The following is an 18242-nucleotide window of genomic DNA, read 5'->3' on the forward strand; positions in this document are numbered from 1 at the left end:
TTGAAATATAAAATATTACAAAATTGAGCACTTTGATCATATTTTTTTCTCACTCATTTAATTTAATCTTATGTTATTGAAATAATTAAATCAGAAAAAACTATAAAGTGTGAAGATACTTTTTATCTGATAAATGTGTGGCCCTTTGTATTATTTGTTATGATTTGTAATCATGCTAAAGCAGTTGTGGATATTGTGAATGTCATGAAAAAAATTCTAATCCCTATTTTTGTGGCTGCTGTTTGTTTGCTTGGGTTTGTTGTTTTTCAGGATACAGAAACGAAAAAACAGCAACAGTTGAATCAACTCATGAACAGTACTGAGCCTAAAGTGCAAAAGTTGAGTCCTCTCTCAAAGGCAAACGTCGTGCCTGAAAAAGTCAATAGCTCGTTTTCAAAGTGATGCTGAAGCAATAATCGATCAGGTCTCCATTAAAGTAATTTGAAGCTTAAGATAGAATAAAATCATGTATAAATGACTTATCGTGTTGAATTTTAATTAAAAATAAATTTAAAACAATTAAAAATCAGTGTGTTATAATTCGCGCCAAGATATATTGAATTTTAGACTTTGAGTCTAAAATGACGTTTTTGTTGAAAGCTGCATACGGTTTATGCGGCTTTTTTGTTTAGGTATATATGGTTCGACCATACGTTTGAATCATTCATGGCTAAATAAACTTTTCCTGAATTGAGGAAATTTGGCATATTCATTGCTTTAACTTCCAGAAATTTAATCAGATTTTCATCGTACTGAGTGTCGAAATTTTTTGGCAGTTATACAGTTTTAAAAGTTTATTTACAGGGGCTAGGTCATGACGACTCCTAATCCATCTTCAGAAAATATGCTCGAGCGTATGTTCAAACTGAGTGAAAATAAAACCAGTTTTCGTACAGAGCTTCTTGCAGGTGTAACCACATTCTTAACCATGTGTTACATCATTATTGTGAATCCAATGATTTTATCCGAAACGGGGATGGATCATGGTGCTGTCTTTGTAGCGACTTGTCTTGCAGCCGCAATTGGCTGTTTGGTTATGGGTATTGTTGCAAATTATCCAATTGCATTAGCACCGGGTATGGGCTTAAACGCTTACTTTACCTATTCGGTGTGTATGGGTATGGGTGTGCCTTGGCAGACTGCTTTAGCTGCAGTGTTTATATCAGGTTTGGTGTTCATTGCGATCAGTATGTTTAAGATCCGTGAAGCCATTGTGAATGCAATCCCAATGTCGCTTAAGCTTGCGATTGGCGGCGGAATTGGTTTATTCCTTGCGCTGATTGCTTTAAAAAATGCAGGCGTTATTGTGGACAATCCAGCGACTTTGGTTGGATTGGGCGACTTAAAGCAACCGACGGTTCTTTTGGCTTTATTTGGCTTCTTGATGGTGGTTGTACTGCATCACTTTAAAGTGCGTGGTGCTATTATTATCAGCATCTTGGCTTTAACTGCAATTTCAACAGCAATGGGCTTAAGCGAGTTTAAAGGTGTTGTTGGTGAGATTCCATCAATTGCTCCAACTTTCATGCAAATGGACTTTGAAGGTCTATTTACGGCAAGCTTAGTGGGTGTCATCTTTGTATTTTTCTTGGTCGATTTATTTGACTCAACAGGTACATTGGTTGGCGTGTCACACCGTGCAGGCTTACTGAAAGATGGCAAGCTTCCACGTTTGAAAAAAGCATTATTTGCAGACTCAACCGCAATTGTTGCTGGTGCAGCATTAGGTACATCTTCGACGACACCATATATTGAGTCGTCTGCGGGTGTTGCTGCTGGTGGCCGTACAGGTTTAACCGCAGTTGTGGTCGGTGTGTTATTTATCTTATGTTTGTTTTTAGCACCTCTAGCTCAATCTGTACCTGGTTTTGCAACAGCTCCAGCATTGTTATTTGTTGGTGTGTTGATGATTCAGGGGATTACCCATATTGATTGGGATGATATTACTGAAGCTGTACCTGCGTTCTTAACCATTGTATTTATGCCATTTACCTACTCAATTGCAGATGGTATTGCGATGGGCTTTATTAGCTATGCATTGGTTAAATTGTTCACCGGTAAAGCGGCGACTGTACCTTACATGGTGTGGATCGTGGCTGTGCTTTGGGCATTAAAATTCGCGTTATTTGGTGGCTAATTCATCAAATAGTGATAAGGGTGTAAACTCAGTTTACGCCCTTTTTTATTTTTAAAGAGGAAAAGATATGAGTCAATTGGAGCTCATTCGTGCTTTACCAAAAGCTGAATTGCATGTGCATATTGAAGGGACATTTGAGCCAGAACTCATGTTTGCAATCGCACAGCGTAATCAAATAGACATTCCTTATATGTCGGTTGAAGAAGTGAAACAGGCTTATAATTTTCACAATCTACAATCATTTTTAGACATTTATTATGCAGGTGCAAATGTACTGATTCATGAGCAAGACTTTTATGACTTGGCTTGGGCATACTTTGAAAAATGTGCCGAAGATCGTGTAGTGCATACCGAAATGTTCTTTGATCCACAAACGCATACTGACCGCGGTATTGCTTTTGAAACAGTGATTAATGGTCTGCAACGCGCATGTGATGATGCCAAGGCAAAATTTGGCATTAGTTCGCATTTGATTATGTGTTTCTTGCGTCATTTAAGTGAAGAAGCAGCCCTTGAAACTTTAGCACAGGCATTGCCGTATAAAGATCAAATCATTGGTGTAGGCTTGGACTCAAGCGAAGTTGGGCATCCTCCTTCAAAGTTTGAACGTGTCTTTGCTAAAGCACGTGAAGCAGGCTTTTTAGTGGTTGCGCATGCGGGTGAAGAAGGTCCAGCAGAATATGTGTGGGAAGCTTTAGATTTGCTTAAAGTGAATCGTATTGACCACGGTGTGCGTTCTGAAGAAGATCCTGTATTAATGCAGCGTTTGATCGCAGAGAAAATGCCACTGACCGTTTGTCCGCTCAGTAACTTAAAGTTATGTGTCGTTGACGATATGGCACAGCACAATATCCGCCGTTTGTTGCAACAAGGTGTGCAAGTAACAGTAAATTCAGACGATCCATCGTACTTTGGTGGTTATATGAATGATAACTTTATTGCCATTACAGATGCGTTAGACTTAACAGCAGCTGAGCTAAAACAATTGGCGTTGAACTCTTTTGAAGCGTCGTTTATTTCGGCAGAAGAGAAGCAAAAATGGGCGGCTGAAATTGTAGCCATTGCTTAATCTAATGTCCTTTTAAAGACAGAGTTCGCTCTGTCTTTTTTATGTGAGGTCGATATGAAAAAAATCATTGCATTGCTTGTGGTTATTTTTGTGCTCTTTGCAGTTTATTTGCTCAAAACGGATATTGGGTTAACGCAAAAACTACTAAAGCCAGTGGTGGTGTATCAGTGCGGTGTCGAGCTTGAAGCGACAAGGCTGTGGAAAGTCAGTACAGCATTGCTTGGTGAAGAGAAAAAGAATCAGCTCCAAACGCAAATCTGTGGTTGCGTGGGTGAAAATGCGTTAAAGGATATTCCAGCAATAACTTTGTTGCGCGCAGTGGTTGATGAACAAGTCAAAAAACAGGTGGTCCAACAGGGTGTGTTGAATACGCTGAAAGGATGTGTGGTGGATGAAGTCCTAAAAGCAACAGATTGATGCTTTTAGGCTAATTCAACTTGGTCTTACTTTGCTTGTTTGGTCATGCTATTTAACACATTATCTTTATCAATAAAGTGGTGTTTCAGTGCTGCTGCAATATGACCCACTAACAGCAATCCTGCAGCCCATGAAATCCAGATATGTAAAGGTTTTACGATTGCGAGTAATTCAGGGGTGTCTTGTACTAAACGGGGAATTTCAAAAAGGTACAATACAGGCGCAGGGTGCCCAGCACTCCAGCTAAATAAACAGCCAGTAATTGGCAAAGCCAACAAAATGAAATATAAAGCCAAATGACCGAGGTGTGCCATTTTTTGCATGAACGGTGACATACTGTCTGGAAGTTTGGGTGCAGGGTGGGTATAGCGCCAAAAGATACGAATCACCACCAGAAAAATAATCGTGGTTGCAATGTTCTTATGTAAGGTAATGACATCCCCTTTAAAGCTACCATCAGCATCATAGCTGAGGAAGTTTCCGCTATAAAAACCAATCAGCCAAGCAGCAATAAAGATAATTGCCATGAGCCAATGCAGGATTTGAGCAGTACGCGTGTAATGGGTATTTGCCAAGTTCATTAGATTCACATCCATTTTTATGTTGCGCTATTTTATAGAGCTATAGATATGTCAAAAATGTAGTAGATGCAACATAGCGTTGATATTCTGCAACGCTGCACAGACCAATGGCGCATGACTGATCTAAAACTGTGTAATAAGCGAAAGATATTAAAATGGTATGGAAATAGTGTTTCCGTAAATAGCAAAGATTCGGCAAAATACGCGCACTTTAACTGTTATAAATGGATATATCCGTGAAAAAAATGATTGCAGTGCTTGCTCCTTTGGCTTTGATCCTTTCGGCTTGTACAACGACTGATATGGCAACGACCAATACGACGACCACCACGCAACAACTGGGTACAGCAGCGCTTAAAATTGCCATTAATGCAAAATGTACGACTGAGTTGAATAATCTACCAGCATGGAAAACAGCAACCAAATTTATGACGGCTGACCAAAAAACCGATATTCAAACCGAAATTTGTGGTTGTGTCAGTGAGAAAGCCCCACAAAATATTACGGCTGTCGACCTGGCAACAGCGGCCATTGACCCTGCGGCGCGTACAACTATTATTAGCAATGCTGTGACGAAAACTATCAATGCATGTGTGGCTGAAGCGGTGAATTAAGTTGTGATATATCAAAGAAGTGGGGGACATGCTTCGCTTCTTTGCGGTTTTTTTGTACTTTTTGGTGTTTATCTTTTATATTGATGTGAATAATAACAATTTAAGCCTGATTTCTTTTACAACAAAGGGTGTATCTGTATGAAAAATGATAAGTTAATTCTCTGTTTGTTTGGCTCGCTTATGCTTTCCGCGTGTGTGTCGAATCCTTTATCTAGCTCAGATGATGATGGAATCTCGGCTATTAAAATGGCCTCACATGCAAAATGTATGGATGAAATCGAAACTAATCCGACATGGATCATGGGCAGTAAGCTGTTATCAGAAGACCAAAAACAAAAGAAAAAACGTGAAGTATGTAACTGTGTAGGTGATAACTCTCCCAAAGTATTGTCTAAAGAGCAGTTGGCTTTGGCGGCAATTGATCCCAAAGCAAAGGCAACCTATGGTACTTTAGCCGCAACAAAAACAACAGCCACATGCGCCTCCGAAATGCTAAACTAAGCCGAATAAATTGTTAAATTTTTAGAATGGCTGTTATCAGCCATTTTTTATGAGAGTAGAAAATGCAAATTGCAGGTGCAGATGAGGCAGGGCGCGGCCCTTTGGTGGGTTCAGTGGTCGCTGCTGCGGTAATTCTAGACCCCAATAACCCAATACAAGGGTTGAATGATTCCAAAAAATTGACTGAAAAAAAACGTGAAAAACTTTTTGTCGAAATTCAGGAAAAAGCATTAGCATGGGCGATTGCTGAGGCGAGTGCTGCTGAAATTGATGAGATCAACATTTTACAAGCATCTTTGCTTGCGATGCGCCGCGCGGTTGAACAGCTTGCAATACAGCCTGAACATGTCTTGGTTGATGGTAATAAAATTCCACAAGGCTTGAGTATGAGCTGTGAGGCAATTGTGGGCGGGGATGCTTTACATGCTGAAATCTCAGCGGCGAGTATTTTGGCCAAAGTGACACGTGACCATCAAATGATTGAGATGGACCGAAAATATCCTCAGTTTGGTTTTGCCAAACACAAAGGTTATCCAACCAAAGCGCATTTTGAGGCGATTGCTGAACATGGGGTCATTGACGAGCATCGTCGTAGTTTTGGGCCTGTAAAGAAAGTAATTGAGGCATTTGAGCAAAAAGAGACTGTATAAAAATTTAAAGCGGCCAATCGGGCCGCTTTATATCTGAATGTTTCAATCTTAACGATTGAAATTATTCTGCTGTGCACCTTCATCTTCAAATGCAGGCTGGTAGTCCTGATCAAGATGTTGAAGATGTTCATGCATTGCACGTTCATGCTGAATGCGTTGATAAATCTCTTCACGATGTACAGATACTTCTTTGGGAGCATTGACACCAATACGAACTTGGTTGCCTTTGACACCAAGTACAGTAACACTTACTTGATCCCCAATCATTAATGTTTCACCGACGCGTCGGGTCAAAATCAGCATGTTTATCTCCTTGCAAAACGCTAAACCTGCAGTTGTACTAAAGTAAAATACATAATTTTTTGTATTTAAAAAAATTTAAACAAATGTTTAATACAACCGCATGACACTTGAATTTTTAGATATCTAGTGACATTAGGTATAACATTCATCTAAATTTAAGAAAGCCTCGGGCTTAATATAACAGAGCCACTATAGAAAAAACTATAGTGGCCCCTGATTTTTGTAGTCTTTTGCAAAAACTGTCAGACAATGACAAGTTTTTCGCAAGATTGCTTAAGCACGTGCGCTTGATTCACCATGTTCACGGTCTAAACCGAAAGCAGTGTGTAAAGAACGTACAGCAAGTTCTAAGTAGTTTTCTTCAATAATCACAGAAATTTTGATTTCTGAAGTTGAGATCATCAAAATGTTGATGCCTTCATCAGCCAAGGCAGTAAACATTTTACTTGCAACACCTGCATGTGAGCGCATACCTACACCTACGATTGAGACTTTAACAATGTCGTCACGTGTAGCAACTTCGCGCGCACCAATAGCTTGAGCAGTTTCTTGAAGAATTTTTGTTGCTTTTGCAAGTTCGCCACGGTTTACCGTGAAAGTGAAGTCAGTTGTACCATCTTCTTCAACATTTTGGATAATCATATCCACTTCAATGTTGGCATTACCAATAGGCGATAAAATTTTAGATGCAATACCTGGTTCATCAGGAACACCTAGAATCGTAAGTTTAGCTTCGTCACGGTTAAATGCGATACCAGAGATAATTGGTTGTTCCATGTTGTCTTCCGCCTCAGTGGTGATTAGTGTTCCGACGTTCTTTTTAAAGTCTTCGTCGAATGCGCCATCATCGTCATTATCAAAACTTGATAATACGCGTAAAGGCACTTGGTATTTTCCTGCAAATTCAACCGAACGAATTTGTAGAACTTTAGAACCAAGTGATGCCATTTCCAGCATTTCTTCAAATGAAATACGGTCTACTTTTTTCGCTTTTGGTGCAACGCGTGGGTCAGTGGTATAAACGCCATCTACATCTGTATAGATTTGGCATTCATCTGCTTTTAATGCCGCAGCAAGTGCTACACCCGAAGTATCTGAACCGCCACGGCCGAGGGTGGTGGTGTTGCCATCGGCATCGAAGCCTTGAAAACCAGCAACCACGATCACACGACCAGCATCTAAATGCGCAGTCATGGTATCGGTATCAATTGACTCGATACGTGCTTTGGTAAACGCATTGTCCGTCTTGATACCGACTTGGCGACCTGTAAGTGACTTAGCTTCGACGCCAATAGAATTGAGCGCCATTGCTAACATTGAAATCGTTACCTGTTCACCCGTAGAAACCATTTGGTCTAATTCTCGTGGGTCAGGGGTTTCGGTAATGGCTTTCGCTAAAGCAAGCAGACGATTGGTTTCGCCACTCATTGCTGATACAACCACCACAACCTTGTGGCCGTGGTCATGCCAACGCTTTACACGACGAGCAACATTTAAAATGCGCTCTGGAGTACCCATAGAGGTACCGCCATATTTTTGAACGATTAATGCCATAGTTGTTCCATATAAACCATGACCCTGAATGCATCATTCAGGGTCAGTTACACAAAAGGTGAAGTTTTATTTCGCTTCAAGCCAAGCAGTTAAATCTGCCATCACTGTTGCAAACTTCTCGTTTAGTGGCGCGCCACCTTGTGCTAAGTCAGGTTTGCCACCACCTTTACCACCAAGCTCAGTTGCTAGATGTTTGATGATGTCACCTGCTTTAATAGAAGCAGTAAAGTCTTTTGCTACAGATGCGATCAGGCTAACTTTGTCACCTTCAACACCAGCAAGTACGATGACTGCATTTTCTAATTTTGATTTCACACCGTCATGTAGGTTGCGAAGTGATTTCGCATCCATGTTTTGAACAGTCGTGATTAGCGTTTGACGACCTGCAAGCGTTTGAACTTGGCTAAGCAGTTCAGCAGCTTGGAAGCTGGCAAGTTTTTGATTGAGTTGCTCAATCTGTTTTTGCAAGCTTGATGCTGTGTCGACTAAGGCTTCAACTTTTTCTAAAGTTTGGTCTTTTTGAGCTTTTAATAAACCGTTTATGGTATTGATATCACGGTCAGCTTTTTGAGCAACTTCAACGGCTTTGGTACCCGTTACAGCTTCAATACGGCGTACACCCGCAGCTACACCACCTTCAGAAGTGATTTTGAACAAGCCAATGTCGCCTGTGCGTTTAACGTGAATACCACCGCATAGCTCGATTGAGAAGTTTTTCTCTTCAATGATTGAACCCATTGAAAGTACACGAACTTCATCACCATATTTTTCACCGAACAACATCATCGCACCTTTTGCTTTCGCAGATTCGATGTCGAGAAGTTCAGTACTTACTGCTGTATTTGCAATCACTTCAGCATTGACCAAACGCTCAATTTCTTGAAGTTGTTCAAACGAAACGGGCTGATCGTTGGCAAAGTCAAAACGTAAGATGTCTGACGCAACCAATGAGCCTTTTTGTTGTACGTGTTCGCCTAAAATTTGACGTAGTGCAGCATGCAAAAGGTGAGTTGCAGAGTGGTTACGCGCAGTTGCAGCGCGGATATCTGCTTTGACTGTTGCTTCAACATTTTGAGCAAGCTTAATGCTACCTACAGTCACGATACCTTGGTGTACAAAAGCGCCGCCAGATTTCTTGGTGTCTTGGACTTCAAAAATACCTGTGTCATTTTTGAAAATACCTGTGTCACCAATTTGACCGCCGCTTTCTGCATAGAACGGGGTTTGGTTCAGTACGATGAGGGCTTCGTCACCTTCAACGATTTCATCAACTTGTTCGCCATATTTATAGATCGCGATAATTTGACCTTCACCAACCGTTGCGTCATAGCCGTTAAACTGAGTTTCGCCTTCAACTTTAACAACAGAGTTGTAGTCAATTGCGAATTTACCTGCATCGCGTGCACGTTGACGTTGCGCAGCCATTTCAACTTCAAAACCGGTTTCATCAATGGTTAAATCACGTTCACGAGCGATGTCAGCAGTCAGGTCAGTTGGGAAACCGTAAGTATCATACAGTTTGAAAACCACTTCACCTGGAATCACTGAACCTTTGAGTTGAGCCAATTCACCCTCAAGCAATTTCAAACCTTGCTCTAAGGTTTTAGCAAATTGTTCTTCTTCTTTCAGCAATTGCGCTTCAATACGTACTTTTTGCGTTTCAAGTTCTGGGTAAGCTTGACCCATCACTTCAATTAAAGGTTGCAACATTTTATGGAAGAATGAACCTGTAGCACCCAGCTTGTTACCATGACGAACTGCACGACGAATAATACGACGTAGTACATAACCACGACCTTCATTTGATGGGTTTACACCATCAGCAATCAGGAATGAGCATGAACGTGCGTGATCCGCAACCACTTTAAGTGATGCAGGGTACTGAACAGGTGTACCTTTTTCGCTAGCTTCTGCTTCATGTGCAGCGGTATCTAAACCAATAATTTCAGCGGCTGCTTTGAGTAAGTGTTGAAACAGGTCAATTTCGTAGTTTGAGTTAACGTGTTGTAAAACAGCAGAAATACGCTCTAAGCCCATACCTGTATCCACAGAAGGCGCCGGAAGAGGGTGTAATACGCCATCTGCAGTACGGTTAAACTGCATGAAAACGTTGTTCCAAATTTCAATGAAACGGTCGCCATCTTCTTCAGGTGTGCCTGGTAAGCCACCCCAAATATGGTCGCCATGGTCAAAGAAGATTTCAGAACATGGACCACATGGACCTGTATCACCCATTGCCCAGAAATTATCTGATGCGTATTGGCCACCTTTGTTGTCGCCAATACGGATAATACGAGATGCATCTAAACCAATTTCTTTGTTCCAGATGTCAAATGCTTCGTCGTCAGTGTGGTAAACCGTTGCATAGAGTTTGTCTTTAGGCAGCGCTAACCAAGCTTCACCTGTTAGAAAATCCCATGCAAATTTGATCGCATCACGTTTGAAGTAGTCGCCAAATGAGAAGTTACCTAACATTTCAAAGAAGGTATGGTGACGTGCGGTATAACCGACATTGTCTAAGTCGTTGTGTTTACCACCTGCGCGGACACATTTTTGTGAAGACACCGCACGTACATAATCACGTTTTTCTAGGCCTAAGAAACAATCTTTAAATTGGTTCATACCCGCGTTGGTAAACAACAAAGTAGGGTCGTTGGCGGGAACTAGAGAACTCGACGCGACACGTGTATGCCCTTGCGATTCAAAGTAGCTTAAAAAAGCTTCGCGAATTTCAGCTGATGTCATAAAACGAGTACTCACAACCAAGTCACTCCATAATTTCGATTTGGCTAATAGTAGCTGAAGAAAGTCTTATTCTAAATACGCTGACTTCAGATACTGGCTTAAAAATTTTAAAACGCCAAATTATAACGGAAAAAGGATGTTGCACCAATCACTTTAAGGCGAATTGATGACATTTCTATGTATTCGATGGTTCTAAGATTTTGCTTGTTATTGTTGGATATTTATATCATTTCATGGAAATGAGTTGATTAGTGCGAGGTTGTCAGGCTGGTCAATTTATGACTTAAGGGTTCATATTCATCATCTTCACTGATGGGGGATAGAAAAAGAAAGCTTAACCAAACCTATATAAATCCATTAATATAGGCCTGCTTTATCTTTCATCATTTTATAAATAAGGGCAAGTCATGCAACGAGTGGCGATAAATGGATTTGGTCGAATCGGACGTAATGTACTACGCGCTTGGTTTGAAAATCCAAAGAACTTTCAGTTTGAAATCGTCGCAGTAAATGATGTAGCAGATGTAGAAACCTTATTGCATTTATTTAAATATGACACCACGCATGGGCGATTTCCGGGCAAAGTCGATTTAAGTTATGAAAATGAAAGGATTTATTTACATCTTTCTAAAGATCAAGCGCAGCTCAAAGTTGAAGTATTGTGTCAGGCAAACCCGCAGGATTTACCTTGGGCAAGTCTCAATGTCGACGTGGTTCTAGAGTGCACAGGTTTATTTCGCTCGCGTGAAGCGGCAACAGGGCATATCAGCGCAGGTGCAAAGCGCGTGATTATTGGTGCAGCACCTTTTGATTCGGTTGATGCTGCAATTGTGTATGGGGTGAATCACCATGAGGTCAAAGTGAGTGACCAAATCATTTCCAGTGTGTCATGTACCACGCAGGCCTTAGTGCCTTTGGTTAAAATCATTGATGATGCTTTTGGGATTGATACCGCGCTCATGACCGAAATTCATGCAGTGACTGCCGATCAGTCTGTATTAGATCATGCGCATCGTGATTTAAGACGTGCCCGTGCTTCAGGTCAAAATATTATTCCCACCACATCGTCAGCCCTCGGTGCTTTAAAACAAGTTATGCCAAAAATGGCCGATCGTATCGATGGTTATTCGATTCGTGTGCCAACCATTAATGTGGCGGCAATTGATTTAACTTTTATTTCGCAAACACCGATTACCGACCATAAAATTAATGAAGTGCTGATTCAGGCGGCGAAGTCAGACTACCGTGAAATTATGGATGTGACGGATGAACCTTTGGTATCTTCAGATTTTAACCATTCACCCTATTCACTTATTGTTGATTTAACGCAAACCATGGTGGTGGGGCATCAAGCTAAAGTCTTTGCGTGGTATGACAATGAATGGGGCTATGCAAACCGCTTATTAGATTTGTGTGAATCTTTTAGTGCGTCAACTACCTAAAGGTCTTTATTTTTAAGCATCTTTTACTCTGAAAACAAGATGATAGGCATAGACCGAATACAGACTTGTGGTTATCATGAATCTATAAACGAAAATAATGTAGAGCGGTGCTTATGTTGATCTTAATTTGGGGATTTATTTTGCTGTTGGCGGTCGCTGTCGTATTTTTAATTTGGTTTCAATTTAAAAATCAGGCAGATAAAACCGATCCAAGCGTACAGCAGAATCAACTGCAAGAAAAAGTACATCATCTTGAAGAAAACTTAAAAAAGACCTTGGAAATTATGCAAGATCTTGCAAAAAAGATGCATGTTCAACAGGAAGTGATCGAGCAGACCACTTCTAAGTTGCAAAAAGTTGAGCTACAAAACGCTGAGTTGGTGAATATTCTCGCTAAAGCTGTACAGCATGAACGCTAAAAATTAAGTTTAGATGAGCACGGTACGTAATAATGCTGCGCTCAGCATACTAATCACAACGGTTGGTAAGAGTGAAAAGCGTGAAGCTGCAAGTAAAGTGATGGCAATGGCGAGTAGGTCTGCGACATTGTCTTTGACAAAATAAGGTGCAATTACTGAAATAAGTACGCAGCCCGGCACAACTTCCAAAATCTTTCGTTGTTTGTTGCTTAAAGTTTTATTTTTCAGCAAAACATAGCCCAATATACGCGTCAGATAAGTGGTGGCTGCGACCAATAAAATTGCGACAAGTGTAGTGCTGTGGATCATAGCTCATCCTCCTGAATAAATAAGAAAGCAGAGGCGATGCCACAGATTGCCCCAATAGGCACATACCAACCCGTCGGTAAATATAAATAAGCAATGGCCGCACTGATTAGACTGATAAGCCAAGGGCGTGCTGCACTGAATCCTTTCCACATACCACGCAGTAAAACCAAAAATACTGCAGCAAAGGCCATATCAAATCCATAACGGTGAACATCGCCTAACAAAGGACCAAGAATGGCACCTAAGCTGGTAAAACTGACCCACATCAAGTACAGGGCAAAACAGATACCTGCGTAGTAGGACATGCTAAAGGCCTGTTGTAGCCCAAATCTTTTCTTTTGTTCTGCATCGGCAAGAGCTGCGGCCCAACTTTCATCACACATGAAAAACAGGGCAGGGAAAACCTGTCGATTAGGCAAATGGCGTAAATAGGGCACGAGACTTGCACCCATGAGTAAATGACGGCTATTAACTAGAAAAGTAATGAAAATTAAAACGAGAAAATTTGGTGGATTGGTCCAAACCTCGAGCACTGCAAACTCGGAACCGCCCGCAAAGTTTAGACCAGTAAATAATGGAACTTCTAAATGGCTAAAGCCTTTTTGAGTGGCTTGTGTTCCTAAGACCAAAGCAAAAGGAATAATGCCCAGCAGCATGGGGATAGATGTTTTAATACCGCGTTTAAACTCGACGTAATCTGTAGAGTCATTGAGTTCTTGAGTCGTATTTCTAAGGGAGAACATTTTAAATCGCCTATGCGTGCTAGGTTTTGGTGCAGTAGGTGAATAAGTTTAGGCTTTTTCCGAAGATATTTTTTGCTTTATTTAGCTTAATATAGAGCTTGTTTGGAATAATATGCTGCGATTGCTTAAATATGAGCAAGATTATGCTTTAAGGGTGGGATTTATGGATCAAACAGATAAGCGGATATTGCAAGTACTACAAACCGACGGAAAACTTCAAAATAATGAGTTGGCTCAGCGCATTGGACTGTCTGCCTCACCGTGTTTAAGGCGAGTAAAACAGCTGGAAGAAGACGGGATTATTCGGGCTTATGTGGCTTTGGTAGATCCTGCTAAGGTGAATCTGCGTTTGACCGTGTTTGCACGCATTTGGCTAAAAAGTCAGGATCCGCAAACGGTGAACCAATTTGTTGAATCGATTCGTGAAGTTCCTGAAGTGGTCGAGTGTCATTTAATGGCAGGGGATTGTGATTTCTTTTTACGTATTGTGGTTGCAGACTTAGACGCCTATCGACAGTTTCAAATCCATCGTCTAAATAAAATCCCCAATATACAAAGTATTAAAACAGAAATTCCATTGCAAAATATCAAACAAACCACAGAATTGCCGATTTGGTAACTCAAAAGTTGATAGCTAAATCGCCCGTGAATGTGACAGCATGACTAAAAAATAGGACTTGTACTCTAGTCATGCTGATTAGGATGTTATGACTTTTCGTTTAAAAAGCCTTCTTTAATTTCTTTAGGCAGATCTGCGTGCCACCATGCATAAATACTGGCTTTAATTTCTTCATCTTCTTCAGGGTCATTTAGAGGTTCATCATCTTCACGAACCAGTTCATCACCTTCAAATTTGAACCAAAACTCCCAAGGATCATCATCACCGCAACCCCATGCTTGCGCATGGATGTCTGGAAGCAAGGCTTTCAGGAAGAATAAAATCGCTTCCATGAACTCATCACCTGATGAACCATGGACAAAGTGTGCGATGGAATAACCCGCGAGGGAGTATAGCGATTCAGGACCCAAGTCAAACTCGATATTATCGACGGTATTTAAAATATCTTTGGCCAGTTCAGCACCATGTTCTGGATTGATGTCACAGACTAAAGCTGAAAATTGACTCGCATCGCCGCGATGTTCTTGAAATAATCGGTCTAACTTTGACATGATTTGAGCATCTGCATGCTTGTAATATAAGTTGCTGTGCATTTCCATCGAACTTTCCCCAAGTAAAAAATATGTGATTAAAAGTGCTATCTGTATAGCGCCGTTGTATTTATTTTTGCTGTCAAATTGAGCTGAAGTATAAAAGAATGTGCCTTTTGTGCAAGTGTCGATATAATTGGAAATAAAATATAAAACAAAGTCTTATATGAATTTTTCCAATCTGTGCGGAGCACTAGGATGAGTTAATATTATTGATTATGATACTTGGGCATTGTCTAAAGACATGTTTTGAATGGCTCGCTCAAAATCGGTCAGAATGTATAAACTTGTTAACGATGACATCGAAACGATAAATTAAATTTTCCGAAATTGTCTAATGCACAGCACATTGTATCGTGATAGACTAAGAGAAATCGGGTGTGCCCCGATTTTTTTATGCGGATTCGTTCCGCGCAGACAAGATTTTAGGTTTACAACATGCCCATTTCAGAGACATGGTTATTACCTGATGGTGTAGCTGATGTACTACCAGAACAGGCGCAAGTGATTGAAACTTTGCGTCGTCAAGCATTAGATTTCCTCGCAAATCGAGGTTATCAGTTGGTGTACACGCCATTCATTGAATACATCGAATCGTTATCTTCTCTTTCAGAATCGAATCAAGATTTAGACTTAGCCACTTTTAAAGTGATTGATCAGCTTTCTGGTCGTTTGCTTGGTGTGCGTGCCGATATGACACCACAAGTGGCTCGTATTGATGCGCATGTACATCCAGTTGAAGGTGTTGCTCGTTATTGCTATGCAGGAACAGTCCTACATACCAAACCACAAGGCTTTAATACCACGCGTACACCTTTGCAGTTAGGTGCTGAGCTATTTGGTTCAGACAGCATTGATGCCGATGTGGAACTGATTGATGTGATGATCAGCCTGCTTGAAAAAACAGGTTTTGCAGACGGTATCCATTTGGATTTAGGCCACGTGGGCTTATTCCGTAGTATGGTGAAGGTTGCGGGTTTAAACAAAGCGACTGAACGCCAACTCTCTGATTTATACCAACGTAAAGCTCTGCCAGAATTGGCTGAATTTACCCAAGATTTAAACTTTGGTGCTGACTTTTATACTTTAGGTCGTTATGCAAGTGACTTAGCTGCCTTGCAAACGCATTTAAGTGCAGAAGTCATTGCCGATGCAGAATTTAAGCACGCTTTTGATGCATTAAAAACTACACAATCTGAGATTCAAGCACGTTGGCCAAATCTTCAGATGGGTATTGATGTGGTTGAGCTACGCTCATATCACTACCATACGGGCTTAATGTATGCCGTTTACGCACCAAACCGTGCTGCGCCATTGGCACAAGGTGGACGCTATGACGGGATTGGTGAGCACTTTGGGCGTGCACGTCCAGCAACTGGCTTTAGTTGTGACTTATATGCACTCAGTGCAGGTCGTTTTCAGCAAAACAGTCTTGTGGTTGCACCCAAAGGTACCCAAACAGATTTGATCCAAGCGATTGAACACACGCGTGCTCAAGGTATGAGTGTGATTCAACTTTTGGGGCAGGATGATTTAACTACGCTTCCATATGCAACGCACCAGTTGGTGAATGTTGCAGGTCAATGGACTGTAGAACAAATTTAATCACTTCTTCAGGTAAGCTAAAACCTGAGAAGTTCTTCAATTTTAACAGCATGATGCAATGAGGCTATTATGGGCAAGAATGTTGTGGTACTCGGTACCCAATGGGGCGACGAAGGTAAAGGTAAAATCGTCGACCTGCTCACAGATCAAGCGGCTGCGGTCGTTCGTTATCAAGGCGGACATAACGCAGGTCATACACTTGTCGTTGGTGGTAAGAAAACTGTATTACACCTCATTCCATCTGGTATTTTACGTGAAAACGTACTGTGCTTAATTGGTAATGGTGTGGTGCTTTCTCCTGAAGCGCTCATCAAAGAGATGGACATTCTTGAAAAAGAAGGTGTGCCAGTTAAAGAACGTCTACGTATTTCTCCGAACTGCCCACTGATTTTGCCAAATCATATTGCTCTTGACCAAGCGCGTGAAATCAAGCGTGGTAATGCAAAAATTGGTACCACTGGTCGTGGTATTGGTCCTGCATATGAAGACAAAGTTGCACGCCGTGCAATTCGTGTTGCAGACTTGGTTCGTGGTGGCGAGCATCTTAAAGCTCAGTTAACTGAACTTCTTGAGTACCATAACTTCCAATTAACACAATTCTACGGCGTAGAAGCAGTTAAATTAGAAGATGTACTTGCGCTGTGTGATCAATGGCGTGAAGTGGTTGCACCACTTGTGATTGATGTCACTACAGAGCTGCATAATTACCGTAAAAACGGTGACAACATCATGTTTGAAGGTGCTCAAGGTTCACTTCTAGATGTTGACCATGGTACATATCCGTATGTAACGTCTTCAAACACGACTGCTGGTGGCGTAAGCTCAGGTTCTGGTTTGGGTCCATTACATCTTGACTATGTATTGGGTATTACCAAAGCATACACAACACGTGTAGGTGCAGGTCCGTTCCCAACTGAGTTGGTTTATGACGCTGCAAATGACGTAGGTGATGCGATTGGTAAGCACTTAGGGACTGTAGGTTCTGAATTTGGTGCCTCTACAGGTCGCCAACGTCGTTGTGGTTGGTTCGATGCTGAAATCCTTCGTCGTTCTGTAGACGTAAACTCACTTTCAGGTATTTGCTTAACTAAGCTTGATGTTCTTGACGGTTTAGAAGAAGTGAAAATCTGCGTAGGTTACGAAGCAGCGGATTCTGGTTGTGTTGGTTCTTCTGATGCGCTTGCATTTGAAACTTTAAAACCAATTTACGAAACAATGCCAGGTTGGTCTGAGTCTACGTTTGGTGCGAAATCAATGGATCAATTGCCACAAGCAGCGATCAACTATGTAAAACGCATTGAACAATTAATCGAATGCCCAATCGATATCATTTCTACAGGTCCAGACCGTGAAGAAACGATTGTTTTACGTCATCCATTTGACGCTTAAACGATAAAGCATTGAGTAAAAAACCCTGTCTCGTACAGGGTTTTTTATTTGTGCGATCCATCTGTACAATGAGCGTTACAGATATTGATTTAAGCTGCTGAGCTGGAATGATTTTCCCGACTAAAGTTGCATGAATAAGCACGACATAGTGTATAAGTGCTTGTTAGAATAAAATGCACAATAAACAGATGAGCAGGCAGGATGCAAAAGAATATCGCGGGAACTATTTTTTACTCACTACTTTTTGCTATGGGTGGTGCGCCAACAATCGCGATGATGATTATTCAAGGGCAAACCACCGATCCAGACGTGATTTATAGTGCGCTCATTGGATTGTCTGTGATTATTGCTTGTATCTTGGTGCCGATCATTCTGCTCCAAAATGCATTTCTGTTTGCAAAGCGTAAAAGTGCGACCCTTGAGGAAAAAATTGAACCTTTAAGCCACCTGTATTTGGGTTTAAATATCCTGTGTTTGGTTTATTGGCTTTTAATTCAGTTTATGTAACTAGGTTTAAGGTGGCGTGTAGATAAGGCTTTACCGCTGAAATTTGGC

20 protein-coding genes are annotated in these 18242 nt (G+C 41.2%); 13 read left to right on the forward strand and 7 right to left on the reverse strand.

From position 1 onward, the window contains the following. Window positions 1–204 precede the first annotated feature (204 nt). The 4 genes from ACFN7Z_RS05225 (at window position 205) to ACFN7Z_RS05240 (ending at window position 3623) form a co-directional block, all read left to right on the forward strand. A complete protein-coding gene (locus ACFN7Z_RS05225) occupies window positions 205–402 on the forward strand; it encodes a hypothetical protein (RefSeq protein WP_224216868.1) in 198 nt (65 codons plus the stop codon). 412 nt (window positions 403–814) lie between these two features. Beyond that, entirely contained in the window at window positions 815–2137 is a 1323-nt protein-coding gene (locus ACFN7Z_RS05230; RefSeq protein ID WP_395442591.1) for an NCS2 family permease, read from the forward strand. Between the two features lie 67 nt (window positions 2138–2204). Then, window positions 2205–3206: an adenosine deaminase gene (locus ACFN7Z_RS05235; protein ID WP_010327140.1), complete on the forward strand. Its 1002-nt coding sequence runs from the start codon at window positions 2205–2207 to the stop codon at window positions 3204–3206. 54 nt (window positions 3207–3260) lie between these two features. Continuing rightward, on the forward strand, window positions 3261–3623 hold the full coding sequence (locus ACFN7Z_RS05240) for a hypothetical protein (RefSeq protein ID WP_010327139.1): 363 nt from the start codon (window positions 3261–3263) through the stop codon (window positions 3621–3623). Window positions 3624–3649: 26 nt separating this feature from the next. On the opposite strand, the gene ACFN7Z_RS05245 is transcribed toward ACFN7Z_RS05240, so the two are convergent. Continuing rightward, window positions 3650–4204 carry a cytochrome b gene (locus ACFN7Z_RS05245; protein ID WP_010327138.1) on the reverse strand — a complete coding sequence of 185 codons (555 nt, stop codon included), beginning with the start codon at window positions 4202–4204 and terminating at the stop codon, window positions 3650–3652. A gap of 236 nt (window positions 4205–4440) precedes the next feature. Between ACFN7Z_RS05245 and ACFN7Z_RS05250 the strand changes: the two genes are divergently transcribed. The 3 genes from ACFN7Z_RS05250 (at window position 4441) to rnhB (ending at window position 5969) form a co-directional block, all read left to right on the forward strand. Next, window positions 4441–4818, forward strand: a complete 378-nt coding sequence (locus tag ACFN7Z_RS05250; RefSeq protein WP_010327137.1) for a hypothetical protein — start codon at window positions 4441–4443, stop codon at window positions 4816–4818. Window positions 4819–4956: 138 nt separating this feature from the next. Then, window positions 4957–5319 (forward strand): hypothetical protein, encoded by a 363-nt coding sequence (locus tag ACFN7Z_RS05255; RefSeq protein WP_010327136.1) that lies wholly within the window; start codon window positions 4957–4959, stop codon window positions 5317–5319. Between the two features lie 62 nt (window positions 5320–5381). Then, window positions 5382–5969 carry a ribonuclease HII gene (gene rnhB, locus ACFN7Z_RS05260; protein WP_010327135.1) on the forward strand — a complete coding sequence of 196 codons (588 nt, stop codon included), beginning with the start codon at window positions 5382–5384 and terminating at the stop codon, window positions 5967–5969. Window positions 5970–6017: 48 nt separating this feature from the next. Here the strand turns inward: rnhB and csrA are convergent, their stop codons facing one another. From csrA to alaS, 3 genes are all read right to left on the reverse strand, one after another. Next, entirely contained in the window at window positions 6018–6272 is a 255-nt protein-coding gene (gene csrA, locus ACFN7Z_RS05265) for a carbon storage regulator CsrA (protein ID WP_004982340.1), read from the reverse strand. Between the two features lie 273 nt (window positions 6273–6545). Next, window positions 6546–7826: an aspartate kinase gene (locus ACFN7Z_RS05270; protein ID WP_010327134.1), complete on the reverse strand. Its 1281-nt coding sequence runs from the start codon at window positions 7824–7826 to the stop codon at window positions 6546–6548. Window positions 7827–7892: 66 nt separating this feature from the next. Continuing rightward, the gene (alaS, locus tag ACFN7Z_RS05275; RefSeq protein ID WP_171056723.1) at window positions 7893–10586 is read right to left on the reverse strand and encodes an alanine--tRNA ligase; all 2694 of its coding nucleotides are present in this window, start codon (window positions 10584–10586) and stop codon (window positions 7893–7895) included. 392 nt (window positions 10587–10978) lie between these two features. On the opposite strand from alaS, the gene ACFN7Z_RS05280 reads away from it, so the two are divergent. Both ACFN7Z_RS05280 and ACFN7Z_RS05285 read left to right on the forward strand, forming a co-directional pair. After that, the gene (locus tag ACFN7Z_RS05280) at window positions 10979–12013 is read left to right on the forward strand and encodes a type I glyceraldehyde-3-phosphate dehydrogenase (RefSeq protein WP_010327132.1); all 1035 of its coding nucleotides are present in this window, start codon (window positions 10979–10981) and stop codon (window positions 12011–12013) included. A gap of 113 nt (window positions 12014–12126) precedes the next feature. Beyond that, window positions 12127–12432, forward strand: a complete 306-nt coding sequence (locus tag ACFN7Z_RS05285; protein ID WP_010327131.1) for a hypothetical protein — start codon at window positions 12127–12129, stop codon at window positions 12430–12432. A gap of 9 nt (window positions 12433–12441) precedes the next feature. Here ACFN7Z_RS05285 and ACFN7Z_RS05290 read toward each other — a convergent pair whose 3' ends face one another. Both ACFN7Z_RS05290 and ACFN7Z_RS05295 read right to left on the reverse strand, forming a co-directional pair. Beyond that, window positions 12442–12741 carry an AzlD family protein gene (locus ACFN7Z_RS05290; protein ID WP_010327130.1) on the reverse strand — a complete coding sequence of 100 codons (300 nt, stop codon included), beginning with the start codon at window positions 12739–12741 and terminating at the stop codon, window positions 12442–12444. After that, window positions 12738–13484 (reverse strand): AzlC family ABC transporter permease, encoded by a 747-nt coding sequence (locus ACFN7Z_RS05295; RefSeq protein ID WP_029575069.1) that lies wholly within the window; start codon window positions 13482–13484, stop codon window positions 12738–12740. Before ACFN7Z_RS05295 ends, ACFN7Z_RS05290 begins: the two co-directional genes overlap by 4 nt. A gap of 163 nt (window positions 13485–13647) precedes the next feature. On the opposite strand from ACFN7Z_RS05295, the gene ACFN7Z_RS05300 reads away from it, so the two are divergent. Next, a complete protein-coding gene (locus ACFN7Z_RS05300) occupies window positions 13648–14103 on the forward strand; it encodes an Lrp/AsnC family transcriptional regulator (RefSeq protein WP_005400579.1) in 456 nt (151 codons plus the stop codon). Window positions 14104–14189: 86 nt separating this feature from the next. Here the strand turns inward: ACFN7Z_RS05300 and ACFN7Z_RS05305 are convergent, their stop codons facing one another. Continuing rightward, the gene (locus tag ACFN7Z_RS05305; protein WP_010327128.1) at window positions 14190–14702 is read right to left on the reverse strand and encodes a hypothetical protein; all 513 of its coding nucleotides are present in this window, start codon (window positions 14700–14702) and stop codon (window positions 14190–14192) included. 429 nt (window positions 14703–15131) lie between these two features. Between ACFN7Z_RS05305 and ACFN7Z_RS05310 the strand changes: the two genes are divergently transcribed. From ACFN7Z_RS05310 to ACFN7Z_RS05320, 3 genes are all read left to right on the forward strand, one after another. Then, on the forward strand, window positions 15132–16298 hold the full coding sequence (locus ACFN7Z_RS05310; RefSeq protein ID WP_010327127.1) for an ATP phosphoribosyltransferase regulatory subunit: 1167 nt from the start codon (window positions 15132–15134) through the stop codon (window positions 16296–16298). 69 nt (window positions 16299–16367) lie between these two features. Further along, the gene (locus ACFN7Z_RS05315) at window positions 16368–17687 is read left to right on the forward strand and encodes an adenylosuccinate synthase (protein ID WP_004696178.1); all 1320 of its coding nucleotides are present in this window, start codon (window positions 16368–16370) and stop codon (window positions 17685–17687) included. A 201-nt stretch (window positions 17688–17888) separates the two neighbouring features. Next, the gene (locus ACFN7Z_RS05320) at window positions 17889–18194 is read left to right on the forward strand and encodes a hypothetical protein (RefSeq protein WP_004696180.1); all 306 of its coding nucleotides are present in this window, start codon (window positions 17889–17891) and stop codon (window positions 18192–18194) included. The last annotated feature ends 48 nt before the right edge of the window (window positions 18195–18242 follow it).

The organism is Acinetobacter sp. P1332 (genome assembly GCF_044057475.1).
Lineage (GTDB): Bacteria > Pseudomonadota > Gammaproteobacteria > Pseudomonadales > Moraxellaceae > Acinetobacter > Acinetobacter johnsonii.